31 protein-coding genes are annotated in these 21,393 nt (G+C 63.3%); 11 read left to right on the forward strand and 20 right to left on the reverse strand.

Annotation, left to right across the window (positions count from 1 at the left end; genetic code table 11):
- Positions 1 to 70 precede the first annotated feature (70 nt).
- The 20 genes from NKJ32_RS21160 to NKJ32_RS21255 form a co-directional block, all read right to left on the reverse strand.
- Positions 71 to 607, reverse strand: coding sequence for a phage tail protein (locus NKJ32_RS21160; protein WP_352828780.1), 537 nt, complete (start codon positions 605 to 607; stop codon positions 71 to 73).
- A 93-nt stretch (positions 608 to 700) separates the two neighbouring features.
- Positions 701 to 1,537 carry a hypothetical protein gene (locus NKJ32_RS21165; protein WP_352828783.1) on the reverse strand — a complete coding sequence of 279 codons (837 nt, stop codon included), beginning with the start codon at positions 1,535 to 1,537 and terminating at the stop codon, positions 701 to 703.
- A gap of 359 nt (positions 1,538 to 1,896) precedes the next feature.
- Positions 1,897 to 3,684, reverse strand: coding sequence for a DNA primase family protein (locus NKJ32_RS21170; protein WP_352828786.1), 1,788 nt, complete (start codon positions 3,682 to 3,684; stop codon positions 1,897 to 1,899).
- Between the two features lie 20 nt (positions 3,685 to 3,704).
- Positions 3,705 to 4,946 (reverse strand): DUF7146 domain-containing protein, encoded by a 1,242-nt coding sequence (locus NKJ32_RS21175; protein ID WP_352828788.1) that lies wholly within the window; start codon positions 4,944 to 4,946, stop codon positions 3,705 to 3,707.
- Positions 4,943 to 5,461, reverse strand: a complete 519-nt coding sequence (locus NKJ32_RS21180) for a hypothetical protein (RefSeq protein WP_352828790.1) — start codon at positions 5,459 to 5,461, stop codon at positions 4,943 to 4,945. The genes NKJ32_RS21175 and NKJ32_RS21180 overlap by 4 nt, the downstream gene beginning before the upstream one ends.
- A complete protein-coding gene (locus NKJ32_RS21185; RefSeq protein WP_352828792.1) occupies positions 5,458 to 6,300 on the reverse strand; it encodes an adenine nucleotide alpha hydrolase family protein in 843 nt (280 codons plus the stop codon). The genes NKJ32_RS21180 and NKJ32_RS21185 overlap by 4 nt, the downstream gene beginning before the upstream one ends.
- The gene (locus tag NKJ32_RS21190; RefSeq protein WP_502902696.1) at positions 6,297 to 8,369 is read right to left on the reverse strand and encodes a DNA cytosine methyltransferase; all 2,073 of its coding nucleotides are present in this window, start codon (positions 8,367 to 8,369) and stop codon (positions 6,297 to 6,299) included. Before NKJ32_RS21190 ends, NKJ32_RS21185 begins: the two co-directional genes overlap by 4 nt.
- The gene (locus tag NKJ32_RS21195; protein ID WP_352828798.1) at positions 8,366 to 8,608 is read right to left on the reverse strand and encodes a hypothetical protein; all 243 of its coding nucleotides are present in this window, start codon (positions 8,606 to 8,608) and stop codon (positions 8,366 to 8,368) included. The genes NKJ32_RS21190 and NKJ32_RS21195 overlap by 4 nt, the downstream gene beginning before the upstream one ends.
- Positions 8,608 to 8,856 (reverse strand): sigma factor-like helix-turn-helix DNA-binding protein, encoded by a 249-nt coding sequence (locus tag NKJ32_RS21200; protein ID WP_352828800.1) that lies wholly within the window; start codon positions 8,854 to 8,856, stop codon positions 8,608 to 8,610. Before NKJ32_RS21200 ends, NKJ32_RS21195 begins: the two co-directional genes overlap by 1 nt.
- Positions 8,844 to 9,137 carry a hypothetical protein gene (locus tag NKJ32_RS21205; protein ID WP_352828803.1) on the reverse strand — a complete coding sequence of 98 codons (294 nt, stop codon included), beginning with the start codon at positions 9,135 to 9,137 and terminating at the stop codon, positions 8,844 to 8,846. Before NKJ32_RS21205 ends, NKJ32_RS21200 begins: the two co-directional genes overlap by 13 nt.
- Positions 9,130 to 9,462 (reverse strand): hypothetical protein, encoded by a 333-nt coding sequence (locus NKJ32_RS21210; RefSeq protein ID WP_352828806.1) that lies wholly within the window; start codon positions 9,460 to 9,462, stop codon positions 9,130 to 9,132. Before NKJ32_RS21210 ends, NKJ32_RS21205 begins: the two co-directional genes overlap by 8 nt.
- Positions 9,455 to 9,718 (reverse strand): hypothetical protein, encoded by a 264-nt coding sequence (locus NKJ32_RS21215; RefSeq protein WP_352828809.1) that lies wholly within the window; start codon positions 9,716 to 9,718, stop codon positions 9,455 to 9,457. Before NKJ32_RS21215 ends, NKJ32_RS21210 begins: the two co-directional genes overlap by 8 nt.
- 85 nt (positions 9,719 to 9,803) lie before the next feature.
- Positions 9,804 to 10,580, reverse strand: coding sequence for a hypothetical protein (locus NKJ32_RS21220; protein WP_352828812.1), 777 nt, complete (start codon positions 10,578 to 10,580; stop codon positions 9,804 to 9,806).
- Positions 10,577 to 13,288: a DNA methyltransferase gene (locus tag NKJ32_RS21225; protein WP_352828815.1), complete on the reverse strand. Its 2,712-nt coding sequence runs from the start codon at positions 13,286 to 13,288 to the stop codon at positions 10,577 to 10,579. The genes NKJ32_RS21220 and NKJ32_RS21225 overlap by 4 nt, the downstream gene beginning before the upstream one ends.
- A gap of 367 nt (positions 13,289 to 13,655) precedes the next feature.
- A complete protein-coding gene (locus NKJ32_RS21230) occupies positions 13,656 to 14,219 on the reverse strand; it encodes a hypothetical protein (RefSeq protein WP_352828818.1) in 564 nt (187 codons plus the stop codon).
- Positions 14,216 to 14,752 carry a GcrA family cell cycle regulator gene (locus tag NKJ32_RS21235; RefSeq protein WP_352828821.1) on the reverse strand — a complete coding sequence of 179 codons (537 nt, stop codon included), beginning with the start codon at positions 14,750 to 14,752 and terminating at the stop codon, positions 14,216 to 14,218. Before NKJ32_RS21235 ends, NKJ32_RS21230 begins: the two co-directional genes overlap by 4 nt.
- Positions 14,749 to 15,183: a hypothetical protein gene (locus NKJ32_RS21240; protein ID WP_352828824.1), complete on the reverse strand. Its 435-nt coding sequence runs from the start codon at positions 15,181 to 15,183 to the stop codon at positions 14,749 to 14,751. The genes NKJ32_RS21235 and NKJ32_RS21240 overlap by 4 nt, the downstream gene beginning before the upstream one ends.
- The gene (locus NKJ32_RS21245; RefSeq protein ID WP_352828827.1) at positions 15,180 to 15,671 is read right to left on the reverse strand and encodes a hypothetical protein; all 492 of its coding nucleotides are present in this window, start codon (positions 15,669 to 15,671) and stop codon (positions 15,180 to 15,182) included. Before NKJ32_RS21245 ends, NKJ32_RS21240 begins: the two co-directional genes overlap by 4 nt.
- A gap of 327 nt (positions 15,672 to 15,998) precedes the next feature.
- The gene (locus NKJ32_RS21250; RefSeq protein WP_352828830.1) at positions 15,999 to 16,208 is read right to left on the reverse strand and encodes a hypothetical protein; all 210 of its coding nucleotides are present in this window, start codon (positions 16,206 to 16,208) and stop codon (positions 15,999 to 16,001) included.
- A complete protein-coding gene (locus tag NKJ32_RS21255; RefSeq protein ID WP_352828832.1) occupies positions 16,205 to 16,507 on the reverse strand; it encodes a helix-turn-helix domain-containing protein in 303 nt (100 codons plus the stop codon). The genes NKJ32_RS21250 and NKJ32_RS21255 overlap by 4 nt, the downstream gene beginning before the upstream one ends.
- Before the next feature lie 73 nt (positions 16,508 to 16,580).
- Between NKJ32_RS21255 and NKJ32_RS21260 the strand changes: the two genes are divergently transcribed.
- The 11 genes from NKJ32_RS21260 to NKJ32_RS21310 all read left to right on the forward strand — a co-directional run bounded on the left by NKJ32_RS21260 (position 16,581) and on the right by NKJ32_RS21310 (position 21,372).
- Complete coding sequence (locus tag NKJ32_RS21260) at positions 16,581 to 16,967, forward strand: helix-turn-helix domain-containing protein (RefSeq protein ID WP_352828834.1); 387 nt, start codon at positions 16,581 to 16,583, stop codon at positions 16,965 to 16,967.
- Positions 16,968 to 17,386: 419 nt separating this feature from the next.
- Positions 17,387 to 17,656, forward strand: coding sequence for a hypothetical protein (locus NKJ32_RS21265; RefSeq protein ID WP_352828837.1), 270 nt, complete (start codon positions 17,387 to 17,389; stop codon positions 17,654 to 17,656).
- A gap of 115 nt (positions 17,657 to 17,771) precedes the next feature.
- Positions 17,772 to 18,269: a hypothetical protein gene (locus NKJ32_RS21270; RefSeq protein WP_352828839.1), complete on the forward strand. Its 498-nt coding sequence runs from the start codon at positions 17,772 to 17,774 to the stop codon at positions 18,267 to 18,269.
- The gene (locus tag NKJ32_RS21275) at positions 18,266 to 18,523 is read left to right on the forward strand and encodes a hypothetical protein (protein WP_352828841.1); all 258 of its coding nucleotides are present in this window, start codon (positions 18,266 to 18,268) and stop codon (positions 18,521 to 18,523) included. The genes NKJ32_RS21270 and NKJ32_RS21275 overlap by 4 nt, the downstream gene beginning before the upstream one ends.
- Positions 18,516 to 19,034 carry a hypothetical protein gene (locus NKJ32_RS21280; protein WP_352828843.1) on the forward strand — a complete coding sequence of 173 codons (519 nt, stop codon included), beginning with the start codon at positions 18,516 to 18,518 and terminating at the stop codon, positions 19,032 to 19,034. The genes NKJ32_RS21275 and NKJ32_RS21280 overlap by 8 nt, the downstream gene beginning before the upstream one ends.
- Positions 19,031 to 19,708 carry a hypothetical protein gene (locus tag NKJ32_RS21285; protein ID WP_352828844.1) on the forward strand — a complete coding sequence of 226 codons (678 nt, stop codon included), beginning with the start codon at positions 19,031 to 19,033 and terminating at the stop codon, positions 19,706 to 19,708. Before NKJ32_RS21280 ends, NKJ32_RS21285 begins: the two co-directional genes overlap by 4 nt.
- On the forward strand, positions 19,705 to 19,908 hold the full coding sequence (locus NKJ32_RS21290) for a hypothetical protein (protein ID WP_352828846.1): 204 nt from the start codon (positions 19,705 to 19,707) through the stop codon (positions 19,906 to 19,908). The genes NKJ32_RS21285 and NKJ32_RS21290 overlap by 4 nt, the downstream gene beginning before the upstream one ends.
- A complete protein-coding gene (locus NKJ32_RS21295) occupies positions 19,908 to 20,159 on the forward strand; it encodes a hypothetical protein (RefSeq protein WP_352828847.1) in 252 nt (83 codons plus the stop codon). Before NKJ32_RS21290 ends, NKJ32_RS21295 begins: the two co-directional genes overlap by 1 nt.
- On the forward strand, positions 20,159 to 20,440 hold the full coding sequence (locus tag NKJ32_RS21300; protein ID WP_352828849.1) for a hypothetical protein: 282 nt from the start codon (positions 20,159 to 20,161) through the stop codon (positions 20,438 to 20,440). The genes NKJ32_RS21295 and NKJ32_RS21300 overlap by 1 nt, the downstream gene beginning before the upstream one ends.
- Positions 20,440 to 20,919 carry a single-stranded DNA-binding protein gene (ssb, locus tag NKJ32_RS21305; RefSeq protein WP_352828851.1) on the forward strand — a complete coding sequence of 160 codons (480 nt, stop codon included), beginning with the start codon at positions 20,440 to 20,442 and terminating at the stop codon, positions 20,917 to 20,919. Before NKJ32_RS21300 ends, ssb begins: the two co-directional genes overlap by 1 nt.
- Before the next feature lie 108 nt (positions 20,920 to 21,027).
- Positions 21,028 to 21,372 (forward strand): YfdP family phage-associated protein, encoded by a 345-nt coding sequence (locus tag NKJ32_RS21310; RefSeq protein ID WP_352704999.1) that lies wholly within the window; start codon positions 21,028 to 21,030, stop codon positions 21,370 to 21,372.
- Positions 21,373 to 21,393 lie beyond the last annotated feature (21 nt).

Raw genomic sequence — 21,393 nt, forward strand, 5'->3', positions numbered from 1 at the left:
AAAAATCCCGGGCTCCCCCGGGCCCGTCTGGGTCGGAGACGCTGGTACGGTCCCTACACCGGGGGTGGGGTCAGCGGGGCAAGAGGTTCTCGACCTCGTGCAGGTAGCGAGGCATCAGGCTCTGTTCGATGATCTCGGTCAGCACCTGGAGGTAGACCTGCGGGTTGTTGGTGATGTCGTGCGCAGGGTTGGGTCCGAACAGTTCGCGGATGGGCAGCCTTGCCTTGCCCTGTCGCCTGAACACACCCGTGTGGCCGCTCTTCATCCCTGCGATGAAGGCGGAGCGATATGATCCTCTCAATCGCACGCGCACGCCCTTGGCCGTCTGGGTGGCGCCGAGCTTGTAGAGCGGTATCCAGCCGGAGCGGACGATCACGTCGGACGTGTTGCCGCCCGCGTTGAAGTGCGCCGTGGTCACCGCCCTCACCCGCGATGGCGGGATATCGATGCGCTCGGCATCGCGCTTGATGATGCGGCTGCGCGCCATCTCGGTGACGCGGCGCATGGCGCGGGCAGCAGCCTTGGCCTTGATCTGCTCCGGCAGGCGCGCAATGGCGCGGCCAAGATCAGCAAAATCGGACGCATCGACATGAAGCTCGACGGTCACGGCCTTTTCCCAATGAAAAACCCCGGTCGCTTGGGGCGCCGGGGTGATTTCTTTTTTACCGTGTTCAGATGTATGTCAAGTTTCTCCCGCACGTCAACAAGCAACGGCAGTTTTTTTCGCGGGCCGATCTGCTGCCCTTTCGACGATGGCGACCCCAGGCCTGTCGGCCTCAAGCCATGGCGTCATCGAGCGATCCGAATAGACCAGCCTGTGCCCGGTCAGCTGCATGGCGATCTCGACCTCGAGCCGGCGCAGGGCCGCGACCCATATCTGGTAATCGAGCCGGCCGAGGATGTCGCCGGTCGGATCGGTCGAGAACTCGTATTTACGATAGGCGCCCTTCACCGGCCTTTGCTTGCGCTCGTCATAGCCGTGAACCTCCAGGTCATAGGTCTGCCCATGGATGTCGGTCAGCCGCTTCATGACGAACCATGCCGGCTTGCCGCTGCGCTCCATCATGCGCGTCTTGGACGGCTCGGCCGCAAAGTCCGGCTCGCGGCCGAGAATGGCCGTGCCGACGACGAGGCTGACGATGCCGGCCGCCCGCCGCTGCGGCGTGCGCACCATGTAGCGCTCGACGGCCTTCTTGACCGCCGATTCGGCCATGCCTTCGGTATCGGGCCAGTCGGCCAGCGCGTTCCAGTCCTTTGGCACCGCCACGTCGCAGCGCGACAGCCCGGCAACCGCGCGCCCGACGGCAACCGCGTCGTCATGCGGCTCGCCCTGCTCGATCCAGTAGTTCTCGGCATCGCCCCTTCCCCTGTCGATGATCGCGCCAAGCTCGGCAAAGCTCGTGATCTTGCCCCATGATGACGCCTCCAGCATCCGCCAGGCCGAGTTGGCGTTGTCCAGCCCATCAACCCCGCCGCCCTTCGGCAATTCATTGACGAAGGCCCAGGTCAGCAATTCCTCAATGGTCACGGTCTTCATCTTCTTATCCTTGCGACAGTTTGCGATAGTTTGCGGGAGTTTAGCGATAGTTATTAAGCGACAGTTCGTTTAGCGATTTCAATGGGTTGACGTGTCGTTGCGGGAGTAGCGATAGTTATTCGATGCCTATACGCATAAAACCTTTTCTCCCCCGGACCCCTCTTCACACCTATAGCCCTCGCCAAAGTGGTGCAGACTGTCGCAACCCTTTGTTTTCGCTGTCTTATTCACTGCGAAGCGAGTAGCGCGAACTGGCGCGACTGTCTCCAAGTGTCGCCATGGAAAAGCCAATGAATTCAAGGCGCGCATGGGTTTGCGGGCCAAACTGCAGGCCGAACGAGGGGTCGCGGGGAGACGCGTCATGAGCGGAGATGCTCCTCGAAATCATGCTGGCCGGACCCGCCTTCGCGCTTGGGCGGCGGCACGTCGACGAGGCGGATGCCGTGGTAGTGGACGATCCGGCCATCCTCGCGCCGGTACTTCTTCTGCATGATCAGGCCGAAGCGGGTCAGCGAGACCGGCTTGCCGCCCTGGTCGACCGTGAAGTCGACATACGCCTGATAGAACTGCTTGGCCGTCACCGGCTCGCCCTCCTCGCGCACCACGCAGCGCGCCACGAAGGCCGCCGTCGGGTCCATCTGGTCGCGATACTCCTGCGTCTTCGCCAGAACCGCCTCGGGCACGATGAGGCCTTCGCGCAGGAAGATCTTCACGCCCTCGACCAGCCAGTTCAGGATGCCGGGGTGCTCCGGCAGGAATTCGGAAACGACCTCCTCGAACTCGCGCTGCTCACTCGCCTCGAGGACGACCGGCCAGTGGACGACGGCCATGCGCCGCCAGATGCCGTTGTCGGTGCCGGAGATCTTCGGATAGCCGTTGCCGGACATGTGGCCGGTGAAGATCGGCTTGAAGTCGAAATAGCCCTGGAACAGGTCGCGCACGGCAAAGTGCTCGCCGCCGGTCAGGTCCTTGACCAGGTTCTCGCGCAGATCCTCGCCCTCTGGCATTTCCTTGACGCGCAGGAACCGGCGGCCATAGAGCCGCGCCATATCCGGATTGGCCGAGCCGCCGGCCTTGCCCTCGCCGGTGAACGATTCGGACGGCAGCGTGACCGAGACCTCGCCGAGCAGCCGGCAAAGCACCTCCAGAAAGACCGACTTGCCGTTGGCGCCGAAGCCATAGTGGAAGAACAACTTTTGCACGGTCAGGCCGATCAGGCCGAGCCCGGCCGCCACCTGGACCATGCGCCGCACCTCTTCGTGCGGCAGCATGCGCGTCATGAAGGCGAGCCATTTCGGGCAGTCGGCCTTTGCGTCGTAATCGACCGGCACGACCTGTGTGATCAGATCCTGCCGGCGATGGCCCTTGACCACCTTCAGCTCGGCGACAGGCGCGACGATGAACTCCGGCACGTCCTCGCGGCTGTCGTCGGGATCGTCGAAGGCGGGATTGCGGACGGTCTTGATCACTTTGCGGAAGCACAGTGTATGGCCGCGCAGCGCGACCTTCAGCGGGTCGGCGTTGAATTCGTCAGGCCCGCGCATGACGTGGGGTGCTGCACAGGCGAGCATCGCCTCGAGCCGCCCTTTGTTCTTCGAGGAGACGGCGTGCGACATGCGCCGGCTGATGCGCGCAGCGAGGTTCTTTTGGGCCGCCTCCGCCATCTTGGCGACTTTTTTCTCGCCAGGAGAACGCTCTTGCTCCAGCTTCTTCAGCGCCTCATGGCCGCGCTCGATCGCGATGTTCTCAGCCGGTGTGTGATCGATGTATTCGATCTCCAGCGCGATGCGCCCGCCGAGGTTCTGTGCCACCGCCAGCGAGCGCGGATCGCCGGTGTCGATATCCCAATGCGTGCCAGTCCAAACCGCATAGGCGGCCTTGCGCGCCTTCGCCTGGGCCAGCACAAGCAGATCTTCGCCGAAGTGGGCAAGCAGACGCTCGGCATTGTCGGTGTCGGAATGGTCGAGGCCTGCACAAGCCTTGACCGCCTCCATATCGACCTTGCTGCCGCGGCGCGGCCCGGTGCCCGGCTCACCATCATCCAGTTCGTCGACAGTCACATCGACATCGAGCGGGGTGCGGGGCAGCCCGGCTGCTTCGGCCTGGCGCGTCGCTTCGTCGAGAATGGTGGCCACCTCTTCAGGCATGCCAGTCTTTTTCTTGCCCACTATTCCCCCGTCTCGACTGCCATGCGTGAAAAGTCATATCCGGCGCGCGGCCAGACGATCGGGATGATGCGCCCCGGCCGGGCATGCCGGGCGCGGGCCCGAGCCATTGCGGCAGCCGTCATCACCCGCTCGGAATCGCCGTCGGCAAGCAACACCAGCTCGCGGACGTGATCGGCCACCCACATGGCGTCGTCGGCATCCTGGTCGCGCTTCGGTATAGGCCCGGCGACCATCACCGGCCGCGCGACGCCCTTGGCGTCAGGCTTCTTCAACGTCGGATGCGCGAAGCGCGACGAGGGATCGGCCGGGCCAGACAGATTGCCGAGGTCACCGGCCGCGAAATAGAACGTATCCTCGCGATATCCTTCCCACGCGGCAAAGGCCGCGCCGTTCTCGATCCCCTCGCCCCCGACCCAGCGCTGCGCCTCCGGATCGCCGACGATCGGGATCAGGCCGCCCTTCTTCGAGCCGCGCATCTTCTTGGTCGGCAGCACCTCGCCGGTAGCGGGATCGGCCAACAGCGGCCGGAACTTCGGCGGCTGCTTCAGGTCGATCCAGGTGATGTGGCAGCCGATCGGCAACAGGGCAGGGTCGACGAAGGGCGCCACCATCGCCACACCGGTATAGAGGACGGCAGGGCTCCCGCGTTCGTCCTGTCCATGCCAGTATGGCTGCTCGGCCGAGGCGCGCAGCCATACACCGGGCGGTGCGTCGCAACCGCGACGGCGCAGATATTCGACGACGATGCTGGCGGCCAGGCGATCGGCGCGAAGCAGCATGGTCGCCTGATAGATGCCGCGCGCCTTGGCACGCTCCTTCTCGCGAAAGTCGGCCTGGCTATCTGCCCGCGCCGCGGCGTCGGCATCGTTCTGCAGGCGGCGTTCTTCCAGCCGCTTCTTGCGCGCGGCGCGATCCTCGTCGCTTTCGCGCTCGCCTTCATCCGGAATGTCCCGGTCGAGCACGACAGAACAGGCCTCGAGGAGACCTTCGCGGCTCTTGATGTCGAGGCCCTCGCAATGGGCGGCCATGCCGATCGCATCGTTGCCGCCTATGCCGCCGGCCCGGCAGTTCCACTTTTCCTTCTTCGTGTTGAACGAAAATGTATCCGTGCCAAAGCAGTGCGGGCATGGCTGCGGATGCTCGACGCCGCTCCGCTTGAACGTCAGCCGCATGATCTTTGCGGCATCCTCGATCGACACCGCGCGCGCATCTTCGATGAAGAGTTTTATCGCCTCGCTCATGAGCGCGATCCTGCAGCGGGATTACCACTGTTGCGGTTTAAATATTCCGGGCGGCAGTCGAGAATGTGGAGGCGCTTTTTGGTGATCCCGACAAAGCGCCAGCCTGCCTGATAGAAACAATGCCCCCAGGTGGGTCGCGACGCGCGCATGGTTGGAACCACCTCACGCGGATCGACGAACGTGAAGAGCCGTTCCCCCGGCCAGCGAGCCCACGCGATCGACATCGCCGCCGTCAGCAATCCGCTGGCAAGGTCACCGTCCTCACGACGAAAGATCGCGCATTCGACACCGAACTGACCGTCTGCCCGGTGCTTCTCCTTCCGCCACGCGCAAAGGGCGCCGGCATCTGCTGTCAACAGGAGCAGCTTGAAACCCGGGCCCATGATGAGTTCGGCTCGGCGCATCTGCTGGCGCGACCTATAACTGTAGTGGCGTTTAAAGATGTCCCGTGCCGTATCGTTGCCGTCGAGCACTTCTATCCAGCCATCGCCAATCAAGAAGGGCTGCAAGTTCATGCTGCGACCCCGCAGTGAAGGCCGCACTCGACGTCGTATTCCATGCTGTCGTCAAAGCTGTCGGAAAATGCCTCCCATAGTGTAGGAGTGACCCTGACCTGGTTCACGAGCCCAGCCACGCTATCCCGCTTGTCGAATTGCCCTCCAATGCCGGCCTCTTCACCGGCCCACCACGCTGGGGCGGACGGGTGATCTCGGATGATTCGCTTTCGGATCCCTTTCCCTTTTTGGAAGCAAAGGTCGCAATTGCCTTCCCATGGCTCCAGATCGAGGAAGAAGGGCTGCGTTTCCCAAAAGGCAGACACGGTAGATTTGAGTACCTTCGCTTTGGCGAGAGGATACGAAACGCTGCGGCCATCTTTCGCAGCGCGGTCCATGCCTCGGAAGATACGCATACCCTCGTCGTGCCGCAGGCCGATAATTTCCTCATAGCTGCCCGGTTCCAGGCAAAGCTGATGCCGCATCAATTCGAAGATCGGCCGCACTTTCAGGTACTCGGTGCACCAGCGCTCATGGCCGTTGGGGAGACGGGATTTCTTAGCGATGAGAGCCGAGAACGGCTGGCCATTGCGGCTGGCACTGCTGAAGTCAACTTCTGCAAAGCCGGGCTTACCATCGCGCCATTCTACCCAATGAATGCGGACGCCCCATCTCAACCCGCACTCATGCACGAAGCGCAGCGTCTCCTCGCGTTCCTTGCCGGTGTTGGCAAAAGCCACGATCACATCGTCGGGTAGCTTGCCGTTATAGGCCCGCAGTATCTCGTGCAGCATAAAGCCACTGGTGCGCCCACCCGAGAACGAAACCAGCGCTGGGCCGGTGATAAGATATGGATTCACTCTGCCGCCTCCGCGAAAGCGTGGCGGACGTTGAATTCGGCGATCAGCTTGATCATGCGCGGCGGCACGCTGTTGCCGACCAGGTGATATTTCTCGGTCTTGGTCAGGCGGCGGGTCTTGCCGGCGATGGTGATTTCGTCCGGCAGCGAGCCGGGCTTGAAGCCGTGCGCGGCCGCGCCCTCTTCCGGTTCAAGCATGCGGATGCCGATGTCGTCGATGTAGTGTGGGACGCCCTTCACCATCACTTCGACCAGGCCGTAGCGTGCCTTGCCGGTGAGCGCGCCGAGCGGCTGGCGCACGTCGTCATCCTGCTTGCCAGAGCCGAAATAGTGCTGGAGGAAGCCAAGGATCAGATGCGCATGATTGCCGCCAGCGGCAACGGTCGCCAACGGCTCGTCGATGGGCCGGCCGTCTCGATTCGTGCCATGCATGTTGCCGAGCGCGGCGGCGACCACGCCCTGCGTTGAGCCAAGCGTGACGATAGTCGACAACGGATCTTCGGCTGATCTGCCCGGCTCGCCCGTGTTGTGCTGTGCGATGAATGCGGCGCTGACGCCGACTTGGGGGCTGGTGGTGAAGGCACCGAGCGGCTCATCGATCGGTCGGCCCGGCCGAGCTTCATTGCTGCCGTCGACGCGCGGATCGCCATTGTGCTGCGCGAGAAAGGACGCAATCAGTGCATGCTTGCCACCGCCCGCGACCTGCGCACCGAGCGGAGCTTCGATGTCGAGGCTGCGCGGCGCCTGCCCCTCGCGCTCGCCATAGCCCGCCTGGACGAGGCTGGCGGCAATGACAGCATGCCGCGGCGCGCCGGCCATGACGGTGTCCAACGGCTCGGTCGGCATATAGCCGTCGCCGTTCTGGTTGAACTTGGACAGATGCGCGGCGACCAGAATACGATCCTCCTTGCCGGTCGTCGTTCCAAGGGGCTCATCGAGGTCTCGCGGCGCAGACTGCGCGGCTCGCCCGCCTGCCCCGACGATGGTCGCGCCCATCATCGCTATGCCCGACGACGTATGCAGCGTGTTGATCGGCTCTTCGACGGAATGGACACCATTGCGAGAGGCGGCGCTCTGCTGGTCGGTGCGGATCAATGCCGGCGAGACCACGGCCAGTTCGCCGCGGTGCGCAGTGGTCAGCGTGCGCAGCGGCTCGCCGGCGTCGTGAACGCGATCGCCGCCCGAGTGGGTGATCGGAACGATGAAAGGCTTTGCAGCGTCGACGACATAGCGCATGACGCCGCGCGCCGTGCGCCGCAATGTCGCCTCGGCCAGCGGCTTCTTGCGGCCGAAGATCGATTTAACCGGCAGAGACCAGTCGATGATCGTATGCGCGCCAATCCAAGGCTTGAGCCCGAGCCGCTTGGCATCCTTGCGCGGCGCATGCGTGCGCGCCGGCCACACGATCGGCCGGCCGTCGGCCTGGGCGACGCCGAAGAAGCGCTTCCGGATCGTGGTGACCCCATAGTCGGCGCAGACCAGAATTCGGTAATCGAAGCTGTAGCCGAGCCCGCGCAGATGTTTCAGCCAAGCGCGCCAGATGCGACCCTTGTGACGAGGATCCGGGACCAGCCATTGATCCTGCACCGCCACGCGCTCGCCCTTGGCCGCGATCGAACCGTCGAGCCGCATAACGCGCCCGGTCGCCGGGTCACGCTTGGCGATCAGAGGGCCCCACGTCCTGATCTCCTGGACGTTCTCCATCGTGATGGTTTCGGGCCGCACCGTGCCGGCCCAGCGGCAGATGACCCATGCCAACGAGCGACGGCGCTTGCTGACCGGCTTCGAGCCCTTGGCGACCGAGAAATGGGTGCAGTCCGGCGAGGCATGCAGGACGCGCACGCCGCGCCCATTGGTGACCTTGCGCGGATCGGCCTCGAACACGTCGCAGCGCAGGTGTTTCGTATGTGGATGACGTTTCTCATGCACGGCGACCGCGACCGGGTCATGGTTGATCGCGACATGGACGTGGAAGCCGGCGTCCTCCAGCCCATCGCAGCCGCCGCCCATGCCGGCGAACAGCACGATCGTCATGCGGTTATCGAGGGCAAAACCAGTCATCGCGTTCATCGTTGAGCCCTCGCATCCGCACGTGCGCCGTCGCGCGCCATCGCCAAGGTGCGGCAGACCGCATCCTCGCGAACGGTCAGGACGGCGGCGATGGCGTTTGTGTCGAACTGGCCGCTGGACCAAAGCACGATCGCCGCAAGGGCGGCGTCGCCGGTCAGCCATCCCCCGCCCAGCCGCATCAGAGCTTGCCGGAGTTCGACCTCGGAAAAGTCGGGTGTGGAAAGCTTGTGGCGCAGCATCACATCCCCTCCGCGACGACATTGACGTCGCCGCCGCGCGTGAACGGACGCGCCTTGTCGAGGATCTGGTTGATTGTCCCCGACGACAGGCCGAGGCGAGCCTTCACCTGGCTTGCGGTCAGGCCCATTTCGAACAGCAGCCTGATACCTTCGGCCTGCATGGCGAGCGGCAGCTTCATCAGCCTGGCCGGGTCGATGCTGCCCGGCTTGCCAAAGCCGGGTGCGGCAGATTTCTTCACAGCGGCCATTCTTCGGGCTCCCAGCAAGGTTTGTGGTAGGATTGGATGGAGACCACGCCGGCGACGCCGAACATGAAATCGGCGCGGCTGCGGATCATCCGCCCGCCCTTGCCGTCGTCGACAGTGTCGAGGCGCGAGCCGTTGACGACGCCGTGCTGGCGCAGCTCCCGGTCGATGTCGGCGGTGGTGGCGTGCAGGCATTCGAAGACGACGACGAAGGCTCTTGATTTTGGTCCGAAACCGTTGACCAACTGCACCCAGTAGACGTAGCGCTTGGGATCATCAGCCATCGGCGTGCCCCTCTGTTTCAGTGCTCTTCCCGTGAAACATTTCCTGTGTTTCACGCTCCGGTTCGGATGCTTGCGGCGGGTCGTAGAAGGCGCGGAAGGACAGTTTCAGCCAGTCGCAGACGGCAATGGCCTTCGGCGCCGACACGCTCTGCCCGTTGCAGATGCGCGACAGGTCTGACGCGCAGACGCCGATCTCGGCGGCGCACACGCGCCAGCCGCGCCCGTCATCTTCCAGCCTGGCGCGCAACAGCCTGCCCAGCCCGCGATAGTCGTAGGTGGCCAGCCGCGACGCCGCAGGCGCGCATGAGGGAGGACCACTAGCCATGCCTGAATTCCTTCTTCAGGAAGAGCGCCGGTTCCTCGCCGATCCAGTTGCACAGCGCGAAGAACTCATAGCTGCCGGGGTTGCGCCCGCGGGCCGCGCGAAGCACCGCGTCAAGCTCGACCTCGGCCTCTTTGGCAACTTTGCGCGCCGACTTGCGGCGATGGACGCGGCGCGCCTCGAGGAACATGGCGAACACGTCGAAATCGACATGGCTGGGATCGAAGGCGTCGGTGACGATCGGCGCGGCATCGGTCATGCCAACACCCTGCGTCGCCAGTGCGCCTTCACGTACTCCAATCTATTGAGCCGCCAGCGCAGGAAGGAGCGGACAAAATAGCGCTTCATGGCTGCACCACATAGCGGCTGCGCTTGATCCCGAGGGATGCATCGCCGCGCCAGTGCGCCTTCACGCGTTCAAACCTGTTGAGCCGCCAGCGTAGGAACGAGCGGACAAAATGCAGGCACTTCTGGCCGCTGAGGTACGCCTCGACCACCTTGTTTTCGGCAGCGACATCATACCCGGATGGATCGATGCAAAGGGTGATTTCGGTCCAGGCATGAAGTGGAAACTTTCCTGTCATGCCAAGCTGCCGTGCCAGCCTCTTTTGCAACCCGCTATGCGGGAGGTGGGTCACCCTGCCAACTATGTTCGGGGTGTTGATGAGGGTCAGGAATGAGAAAGCAATTCCAATTAAATCACGAGCATCGCTTACATCTATACTCTTTTCATGAAAGTAGGCTGGAGCGCTGCCCCGCGAATATGTCTGAGATGACTTGATTAACCCGACGGGAACCATCTTCAATTTGCTGCATGCGAATATCCGCATGTCGCTGTTGCTTTCTTCAACTATAATTATTCCTGTTCTGAATTTGTTGGGCTTTTCAGGAACGAAATCCAAGAATGTCACTGGTGCTGGCGCAAATACTTGCCCAGATGCCAGTAAATCAGCCTGAGTTGAGTCACTTTCGGCCAACTCGACATAGAACGGCCACAACGACGAGCACTCGAAGCACTTTGCCTCTCTAATAACAGGCATAAGTCCATGCGGATCACTGACAGTCCGATTTTTGATCGGCTGGCACCAATCGTTCAGCAGATATTGAGCGAGAGGTGTCATTCCGCCGCCTCGTGCATTTCAGCTGCCGCCTGCTCGGCCGCCATCAGGTCGAACAGGCCGGGCCCCTGCCCGCCTCCGGATGCGATCTCGGCATAGGTGACGCCGTCGGCGAAATAGTCGGGATTGAGCTCGACCGCGACTGCCTTGCGGCCCATGCGCAGCGCGCAATAGGGCACGGTCATGATGCCGCCGAACGGGTCGAACACCGTCTCGCCGGGCATGGAGTGCTGCTCGATCGCCCGCTCGACGATGTCGAACTGCAGCGGGCACAGATGCATTTCGCGGCCCTTGCGCTGCTGCAGCATGTTCAGCGTGCGCATGCGCGCCACGTCGGTCCAGATCTCGGGATGGTCGCTATGCGGCGGCGCGATCATGAAGGTCGGCGGCAGCCTGCCTTCGGCGTCGAGCACCTCGGCGAATTCGACATGCAGGGCGTGATCGTAGACGTTCTCTTCCGCCCATTTCTTCCAGCCGCGATAGATCAGCTTGGCGTCGAGCTTGACCAGGCGGCGCAGCTCGTCGGGCAGCAGCGGCCGGTCGCCGCTCGACCGGCGCACACCGTGCGCGTCGATCTGCCAGCGGCCGCGCGAATAGCCGGTCCCGGGCACGCTGCGCAGCGCGCGTTCGAACGTCTGGGTGCGCACGCCTTCGCCCAGCGGCAGCGCCTTGTCCGGCTGCTCGGTGTGATCGGTGAAGGACAGCGGCTTCTGCTTGACCACAGGCTGGTCGGCGTAGCCGTTCGAGCGGTCTGTCGGCGGCTTGCGGAAGGTCAGCGTGTATTCCGGCATGCCGTTGCCCTGCCGGGTACCATCCTTGCATTGCTCGCTCCAGCCGAGGCGATAGGTGCCGTTGTTCTCGCGCACGACATCGGTGCCGATGGTGACGCGCGACATGAAGGCGAAGCCGTGGCGGCGGAAATGCGAACAGCAATCGTCGGAGAACGGATTGACCGTCTGGAAGCCGAAGCCGTTGACGCCGCCCGGCACGATCCTGTCCTTGACGTGGATGACGGCGAGCCGGCCGGGCTTCAGCACGCGCAGCAGCTGCGGCGTCAAAAAGTCCATCTGCGCCCAGAAATGAGCGTCGTCGTCGGTGTGGCCGAAATCGTTGAAGGACGGGGTGTATTCGTACTGCGTCGAGAACGGGATCGAGGTGACGATCAGGTCGACGCTGTTTTCAGCCATCGACCGGGTTTCCTCGACCGTGTCATTGTGCACGACCAGGTAGTTTTCGCCGCGCACTTCGCGCCTGATAACACCCATCGAGCGCTTCAGCGCGCCCTCGATCGCCTGCTCGGCCAGGCCGAAACGGCGGATGATCTCCGCCATCTTTTCCGATTGCGCCTCGAACTGGCGCCAGCGCCGTTCCAGCGTGCGGCGCATCTCGCGCTCGGCCTCGGTGTAGATCAGGTCGAGGCGCACGGTATGCGTCTGTCCGAATCTCTGGATGCGGAACACCGACTGGATGAAGTCGTGGAACTTGAAGCCGATGCCGGTGTATATCGCCAACCAGCAATAGTCCTGGAAGTTGCAGCCGGAGCCGTTGATGACGGGCTTGGTCGCCAGCTCTTCGAATTCGCCCCTGGCGAAGCCGACGACGCGCTTTTCCTTGGTGTCGTCGTCGAGCGTTCCCCACACCGATTTGACGGTCGGGATCGCCTTCTCCAGCGCGTGCCGCTCGGCCTCCAGATCGTGCCAGAGGATGCGATGCGCGCCCGGATCCTCGGCGCGGATTTCCATGACCTTGGCGATGCGAGCGTCAAGGCTGCGCTTCTTTTCGCGCGCGGCCTCGGTCACGCCATGCGCCGAATTGGCGAACAGCCTGCCCTGCCCGTCGCGCTCCTCGCCGGCAGCGCTATGGTCGGACGGAATCTCGTGCCAACGGATATCGAGCGGCGGCAGGTCGTACCCTTCGTCGGAATAGCCGAGATCTGACGGCTTCTGGACGAACAGCGCCCAGCTCGCGACCCACAGCCAGAACTCTTCCTCCTTGTGCGGATGCAGTGTGAGCGCGTCGGCCTTCTCGCTGTCGCGCTTGAAGAAGCGGGTCTTTGCCTCGCCGACATCCATGACGCCGAGGAATGCGGCATAGGCGAGCAACTCGATATATTCGTTCGGATCGGGCACGGCGGTGGCGACGAAGCGGTAGCGCACGCCGGCATGCTTGCGGCCGGTCTTGCGATCGTCGCCGGCAAAGGTCGCCATGAACTCGCGAAAGGTCTTGGTGCCGCCGAAGCCGCGCAGCACGGCAGCCTCGTCGAGCGAGGCAGCGGTGAACAGGCAGGGGTCGAGCTTGCCGTCGCGGATCGTCTCGTAATTGGTCAGGTGGATCAGCACACTCTCGGCGCCGATCTCGTTCGGCGCTTCCATCTGCCCGGGCCGGTTGATGAACTTCAGCCGGATGTTCGGATGACGCTTCTCGACCTCGAGGAAGAATTCATGGCGCACGCCAAGCGGCACGACGATCAGCCCGTGACCTCCGGCATGCATCAGGCATTGCCGGATCACCTCGAGCTGCGTCGATGTCTTGTGCAGGCCGAAGCGCAGGAACAGCGCGCGCCGGCCGCCGCGGCAGGCCCATGGCACGATCGCCTGCGTCATCGGCTTCAGCAGCGGATTGACGGTTGCCGGGTCGACGTCGAAGCCGAGCGCCGGCGCCAGGCGCACCTTGGCCTTGAGGAATTCGGCATAGTCGGGATGCGCGGTCATGCGGCAGCACCGTCGACCGATGTCGTGGGCGCAAACAGCCACTCGACGGCCTTACCCTGGGATACTGCATATGCAATCTCCCGCCTTGTCGAAGAGCCGATGTATCCGCCTACGTTAATCACGAAAATCGCATCAGCGAGATCGATCTTCCGGAAATGAAGCTGATCCAAGTTCCTCTTCTTGGGCGAGGCTTCGTTACCGTCTGATGTCAGGAATCGAGAGCCGCGCGGTTCATCAGTGTGGCCAAACAGGCCTAGCGAAATAACGATGTGGCCGCACATGCTGAGGTGAGCATTTGCCAAGTGGAAAGCTTCAGGGAAGCGGCTACTCCCACAAAGCGTGTAAACTCGTGGCCGATCAGAGAGTGTCATTGCGCGCCCCCATCGCGTGGCTCACAGGGCGCATGCTTGCCGCCGCCGAAGATGTAGTCGCGCCAAGGCGTCCAGCACCATTTGCCGTCACGGTAGCGGAGGAAGCCCCACTTTCTGGACTGCCGGCCGACCCAAACGATGGTGACGATCTTGCGTCCATCGAAACATGGCAAAGGTGGATGACCGCGCAATCGACCTGGCCAGTCGTGCCACCAATTCCCAGAAAATCGGCCAAGCACCCTATGTAGATAATTCGCCCGGCGATGGTGGATACGAAAAGCGCGCACTAGTCTGCGCTTTGTCACCCAGCCCATTTTCAGAGCGACCATCGGCAACGCATCATGGCTGCGATCACTGTCGAGAATGCGTAGTGTGAATTCCTCGACATAGCTCGTTAGCGGGAAGGTCCAGAAATCCCACGGATGATCGTGCGGATCTGGGTCGGCGTCGCCGCGATGGAAGATGTGCAACCGTAGGCGGCCAACCCAGACGCGCGTCATGTAGGGCGTCTGGTACTCGCCATCGGTGCCGTAGATAGTTTGGATGCCAAGCGCCTTCATGCCGCAACCTGCCGTTTCGCGATCAGGTGACGCCGGCAGTACCGCGTATGCAGCGGTTCCGCCGCCCGCTCGGCGCCGCAGACCGGCATATCCGGCCCGTCAGGATCGTAGGGCGCGCCGGCATAGTGAAGGCACCGGTCGGTCATCACCGCTTGCAGGAAGGTGATTGGCAGCGTCGCCGGCAGGTTCGGAACGGCCTCGATCGGCTTGGAAAAGTGCACGCAATCCGGAGAAGTGAACAGAAGCTCGACTGGCGAGGCCGGCGTGATCGGCCGCGTGACCGCCATGACCGGGCGCACGGGACGATACTTCCGCTTTGGCGGCGTCTCGGTCTTGGGCGTGGCCCGGCCGATCGCCTGGTTCTTCGGCTGGCCGAGCAACTGGCCGAGCTTGCCGTTGCCGCGCTTCAGCTTGCCGATGACGGCATTGCGGCTGCGATCACCCGGCAGGCGAGCGGCAATCTGCGCGGCTGAAAGGCCTTGGCCGGTCAGATCGCGCAGCGCCTGCAGGTCGTCGGCGGACCAGTCGCTCATACCGGATACCCCTTCAGGGGCAACACCAGGAATTCGAACCAGAAGTAGCCGTCGGAACACGGCCCTACGACGCCGCTGTCATCTATGGCAGGATCCCAAATGATCTCTTGCCCGCGGCAGATCACGACGTGATTGGTATCATTGCGGCTCCTGCCGGCGAGTATGTAGGCCATTCCCCGGCTATAGTACGCGCCCCATTCGAGGGCCTTTCCCAGCGCATCGGCTACTACCGGAATCGAAATACGCAGGATTTCCCGCTCTCGCAGCCAGGCGTCGTGTCTTGCTGATTGCTCAGCTCCGGAGAGGTCCTCGTGCCAGTGCGGCACCTCTTCGGCCGGCACGTCGCAAAGGCATGCGATCACGGTGCGGGCGCAATCGCCCCAGACACCGTTTGCCGGATCGTGCCGGAACAGCTGCTTGACGAGCCTCATGCCGCACCGCTGACAATGCTGAGGCCGCCGGCGCCGCGCGCCGCCGCTGCCGCCTTGCGCAGTTCGGCAATCGCGATTTCCAATTTCGCCGCGCCCCGGTCGATGCCGGCAAGCTCGGCCGGTGTCAGCCGGCCATCGGCGAACGCCATGGCTGCGGCGGCGATCAGCTCGCCGAACTGCACGACGACATCGGCATGCGCCGCCATCATCGTGGCGTTGGCCGCACCGAGCGCGTCGGCATCGGCCAGTCGCCGACCGTTCAATTCGGCCATGACGCTGGTGACCAGGGGCGTGCCGCACTCGGCTTCGAGCAGCAGCACAGCCGACAGCGGCATCAGCTCGGGATCGCCGGCATTGTTGAAGCGGCCCATCTGGCTCTTCGACAGCGAGGCGATGGAAGCGGCGCGCTCGATCGTGCCGCAGCGCTCTATCAGGTCGCGCTGGGCTGCCTTGAGGCGGTAAAACCACTGACTGGAAATTTCGGCCATGTCGGGCTCCGGGGCACAGTTTTCCCGGCGCGGGAAATGCGGGCTGCATTTCCCATGGCGGGACGAGGGGGAAAGCGTTTCAACTCGCGGGTATGAAAACCCGCGCTACATCATCAAGGCGGCCCCCTGGAGGGCAGCCAAAGGCCTGCCCTCCAGGGTCCATCGTCATTGTGGGCGGCGAGCTTTGCTCCTCCGCACGGCTTTCGCCGGGCGTGCCTCAACAGGTGCAGGGGGCCTCGCGAGCCGTACCTGACCGCCCTTCGCTCTCTGGGGGTATTGGTTGCAGGGGCAGGACTCGAAGCCACTTCCCTACCCTGACAGAACAGTTCACGCATGGCCGTCTCCCTTCCTCGGAGCCCAGCGCAAAACCCGCTTCGCCTCGTCGCGCAAAAGGCGCGCCAGGAGATCGGCAGGATGTTCGCGGGCAAAGGCGGACAGGAGTTTCAACATGCGCTGCGTCGGCGCCGGCAACTGGCGAATCGGCTCCGCTGGCGGCGGCAGCAAGGTCAGTGAAGGCGAGCAGCGAACGGCGGTCATTCGGCCGCCTCGCTAGAAAGAGGGTGGCCGGTCCCGGCTTGGGGGAATTTCTCGGGACCGGCCGCGACGCCATCAACCACTGGAATGTGGCGAGCAGCATCGGAAAGCGAAGCCTGGAGTTGGCGCAACAGGATCAGCGCTGGCCCCTTGGTCGGAGGCCTCGTCTCCCAGGTAGAGACTGTCGAGCGGTCGACGCCGCAATGGTCCGCGAGCTGCTGCTGCGTCCATCCGAGCTCGCCTCGCAGGGCGACCACATCGACAGCTTTGTCCGTCTCTAGTTCGAATGAATGATCCATCATGACCGATAGTGTGAGAAAGTCACATCGATCTGTCAAGTAGAAACTCACACCAGAAATGTGAAAAAGTCACGCCATGACGGATGTAACCCGAGTAGACGAGCAGGCGGCGCGGCTGCGCCAGGCGCGCGAGATGCGCGGCTTCGACAATGCGAAGGCCGCCGCGAAGCGTTTCGGCTTCAACTACAACACCTACATCCAGCACGAAAGCGGTCGGACCGGCATCACCCGCGCGGTCAAGGACTATGCCCGCGCTTACAGGGTCAGGGAAGCCTGGCTCATCACCGGCGAAGGCTCACCGCAGGATATAGACGGCAGCGACGAGCTGCGCGAGATTTTCATGCGCTTGGCGGCGGCGCCACGGGAGGTCCAGGCCGCCGTGCTGACCTATGCCAGATTCGCGCTGGGCGAGCCGAGCGGCACCGAGAAATCCCGCGAAACCGCCACCACGCCAACATCGTGATCGATAAGCACGCGCCAGTGCCCACCATGGATTTCACTCATCGCCTCTGCGATTGATCGCGTGTCCCTGGCAATGCGCTCGGAGATCGTCGCTGCTCTTGATTGAGGCGATGTCGCGATCGCTCGCAATTTGTCCATTGCCTGATCGCCCGCAGCTTCGCGCGATTCGTACTGGATCACTTGTCTCTTCTCCCAAACCGAACGGCAGTGAAGTTAGGAACAATTTCCTCTAGGCTGTCAAATCAGTTTTTTCACGCCGTCCAGTGTCCCATTTCGGTACGCATACAACCATTGCTGAATGATCACCAGATTGTTTCAACCTGTAACGATGCCCTGTGAATAGCGGGGAAACTAGTACCAGTTTTCTACAAAATCTGGAACCATTTCGAACACTTGACCTTTCGGCGATAAGTCGGGGTCATGTCCCGACCGTTACGCCCCAGCTTCCATGTCCGCCTGCCGCCCGAACTCAAAGCACGGCTTGAGGCGGTTCGCGGCGGCAAGAGCCTCAACCGGGAGGTGGTCGACAGGCTGGAGCGGTCGTTCGGAGAGGATCTGGCCTCGCAGTTCGGAGAGGTCATCGCCGCCTACCTTGCGCCGCTCGACGATGAGGAGCGCGCCAAGGTCGTCGATCTGGCGAGCGAACTGGCGGCCGTGCTAATCGCCAAGCCGCGCAAACGGGCCCCATAAAACCCGCATGATTCTCACTCCCGCATTTTGAAGTGTGAGTTTATCACATTTACGCTTGACACTTCGATGTGAGTAATTCACACTTTGCCCATCGCACATTCGGTGGAGCGCTTCAGTGTCATCGCAATCCAAGATCCTCGTCGGTCACAAAACCGCGACAGCCCTTTTGGGCGCCGTCAATGACGAGGATGGTCTTTGCCGCAAGGGAAGGACGCCCGATGACAACCGCGTGGTCGCCCTTGCTGGCAACGCACGCCATCAGGCGAAGGACCATTTGCGGGTCGGTCTCGTGCACACCGGCCCGAATGAGCGCCAGCCCTTCGCTCCACGATTCGTAGTCCAGCCAAACGTAGACCCGTTCCATGCCAGACCGGCCGAGAACGGAAGGATCGTCTGCTCGCCCCTGTCCGGCCCAAGCCGCCACCAGCGTCGCCGCCAGTATCAATGGTCGCATCCTGTCCCCCCGCGCAATCTCGGCGTCATCGAAGGTGAGCGCCTGCAGCGCGCACGAGGCTATCACGAGGATTACTCGCTGGCCAAGAATCTCGCCTCGCTGGCGGCGGTCACAGCGATCCTGTTCTGCGCCGCCGTGATCTTCGGTGCCGTCCGATGAACGTCGGCGAGCATCCTGAGGGTATGTCGGCCGAAAGGCGCGATCTGATCGAGACGCTCGAATGCCTCGGCTACGACACCATGCCCGGCGTTCAACGCGACTGGACCGACTGGCGCGACCGCCTGTCCGACGACCAGCTCGCGACGATCATCACCGGCATCGAGGGCCGGTTCGAAGACCAGGCTGCGCTTGCCCGGCAGGCAGAACTTCATTCCGCAATGGCACGTACCCAGGAGGCCAATTGTTATGCTTAGCCAAGCTGACTTTCGCTCAACGCAGACGCGCCCGATCTTTCCCGAGGATGCCGACGATGCGCATCCGCGCTGCCGCGAAATGGCCGAGGCGATGCGCGATCTGTTTTCGGTCGGCGGCGGCGTCCGGTCCAAGGATCTGATCGGCGCCGGCTTCACTTGGGCCGAGATCGTCGAGTTCAAGGATGCCGCGGCGAAACTCGCTACAGACGCCAGCGTGCGCCATTTGACCAGCCGTCCCGACCTGATGGCTGACATCATCGAGAAGGCGCGCGCGCCTCTGCCGAACCGGCCGCCGCTGCCGCGCGACACCAAGGAGACACAGGCACTGCTCGTGGCTTGGGGCCGCTATTGCACGGCACACGCCGCCCTTGTGCTCGACCCGTGGTCCGGCCAGCGCGAGCGCTGCCTCAAGGTGCTCTCCGCCTATCTGGACCGGCTGCCGATCTTTCCGGCCAGCCGCCAGACGGTGATCAAGGCGGTCGAACAGGCGCTGCCGCAGGTGTCCCAGTGAAGCAATCGGCCAACCGCATTCCTTCAATTGTCCCGGCCTTCCGGCCTGACGGGTCGGCGTTCAACCTTGTCAGCCCGACCGCCGCCGACATCGACTTCGCCGACATGGCCAATGCGCTGTCGAAGATCGCGCGTTTCAATGGCATCTATCGCTGTGCGGCCTATTCGGTGGCGCAGCATTCGGTGATGGGCGCGGACGCCATCTTCCGCGAGACCGGCGACAGCGTGCTGGCCGGCTATTTCGTCATTCATGACGGCCACGAATATCCGTTCGGCGATGTGACGCGGCCGGCCGTCGACCTGATCCAGTACCAGGTGGCGAAACTCGCCGCCGAGGCCAAGCTCGATCGCCCGGCCTTCATAGAAAAGCTCGTCCATCGCGCGATCGGCGAGGTGAAGCGCTGCATCGATCTCGCCATCTATGAAGCCGCCAGGCTGCCCGACATCAATCGCATGCCGCTCTATGTCCGCCAGGTCAAGGACATGGACGATCGCATGCTGGTCGCCGAAGCCCATGCCCTGTTCGGGCCCAAGGCCGACCAGAAGTGCCTGCCCAAGGTGGCGTCGGCGCCAAGGCTGACCGGAGCGATCGAACCATGGGGCGCGATGAAGGCCGAGATCGCCTTCCTCGACCGGCTTGATCGCTATCTCGGCATTGTGGTGAGGGCGGCATGACCAGCGGCCGCTCCGACCTGATCGATTTGACGCTGGCGCTGCACGCCACAACCAGCAAGGCCGTGCGCGTCTCCGAAACTGGGGACGACGCCAAGGCCGTCTGGGTGCCGGTTTCCGAAATCGAGATGGTCAAGAAGGCGGGCGGCCTCGTCGTCGTCACCATGCCGGAATGGCTGGCGCTGTCGAAGGGCTTAATCTGATGAGCGAGGCCGCGATCCGCCATTGGCACGACACCGTCGAGCGCTTGCGCGCCAATGAGCCGCTGCGCCTGCTGATCGGGGAAAAACTCTATAATTCGAGCGAGATCATGCTCGCCGCGCCGTTCGCCGCCAGCCTGCGCAAGGATCTGATCGCCGACATCGAGGCACAGATCGCCGGGCTGACGCCACCAGACCCGAACGCGCCAGCCGGCCATGCGCTCATCACCCTGCCCGAAGAAAGGACTGCCTAATGGCCTTCTCACTTGGTAAGCCGACCTTGCTGGCGGCGGCGATGTTCGCCTCGGCGGCTGCACTTCAACCGATGCCAGCAATCATGCCGCAATTTTCGGCGCCGGTCAGCCAGCCCGTCAGCCGCAAGAAGCGCAAGCCGATCGCGAAGGGGACCCCGGTCATTTGGAAAGGCTCGGGCGCGAAGAATTACATGTCGCGCCGTAGTAGGCCGGCTGGATGCACGTCGACGCTGAAGAAAACGGCGAAGCTGCTCCGCCTCCAGACGGCGGGAGGCTACTGATGGCCGGCAGCGTCAACAAGGTCATTCTGATCGGCCACCTCGGTGCCGACCCGGAAATCCGCCGGCTGAACAGCGGCGGCAGCGTGGTCAATTTCCGCATCGCGACGTCGGAAAGCTGGCGCGACAAGACTAGCGGTGACCGCAAGGAAAAGACCGAGTGGCATACCATCGTCTGCTTCAATGAGAACATCTGTAAGGTCGCAGAGCAGTATCTGAAGAAGGGCATGAAGGTCTATGTCGAGGGCCAGCTCTCGACCCGCAAATGGGAAGACCAGTCCGGCCAGCCTCGCTACAGCACTGAAGTCGTGCTGCAGAAGTTCCGCGGCGAACTGCAGATGCTCGACAAGGCCGACCATCCGGCCCGCAGCCCTGACGATTACGGCACGCAGCGCGGCGGCTCAAGCCGCCAGGAGCGCGGGCCGGACCAGCAGCAATCGCCCGGCCTGCGCGAAGCGCTCGACGACGAAATCCCCTTCTAGCCCGCTACTGCGGGCCGGCGATCGTTCGCCGCCCCGTCCGGAGGCCAGCCTGCCGGCACCTTCGGTTCGGTCACACTCGACGGCAGGCACACGGCCCGTGAGGACACCATGAAGAAAATCCGCGATGCACAGACCATCATCGGCATGCTGGAAGGCGGCGAAGTCGCCGCCGCCATGTCGACCGAGATCACCGAGACGCTGGCCAAGCTTAAGGAGCTCTCCGGCGATCGGCCGAAGACCAAGATCAAGGGCAACGTCACCCTCAAGCTCAATCTCGAGGTCGAGGCCGGCACGGCGACGATCTCGTGCGAGATCGATTCGAAGCGGCCGAAGCCGGCGCGCGGCTCGTCCTTCTACTGGGTGCTGGATGACGGCTCGCTGTCGACCGAGCATCCGCAGCAGACCGACATGTTCGGCGGCCCGCGCGCGGCATCCGAACGCCAGCAGTCTTGACCCCCAAACCCTCAAACCTGA

Origin of the sequence: Mesorhizobium sp. M0159 (assembly GCF_040322295.1) — a bacterium.
Taxonomy (GTDB): domain Bacteria; phylum Pseudomonadota; class Alphaproteobacteria; order Rhizobiales; family Rhizobiaceae; genus Mesorhizobium.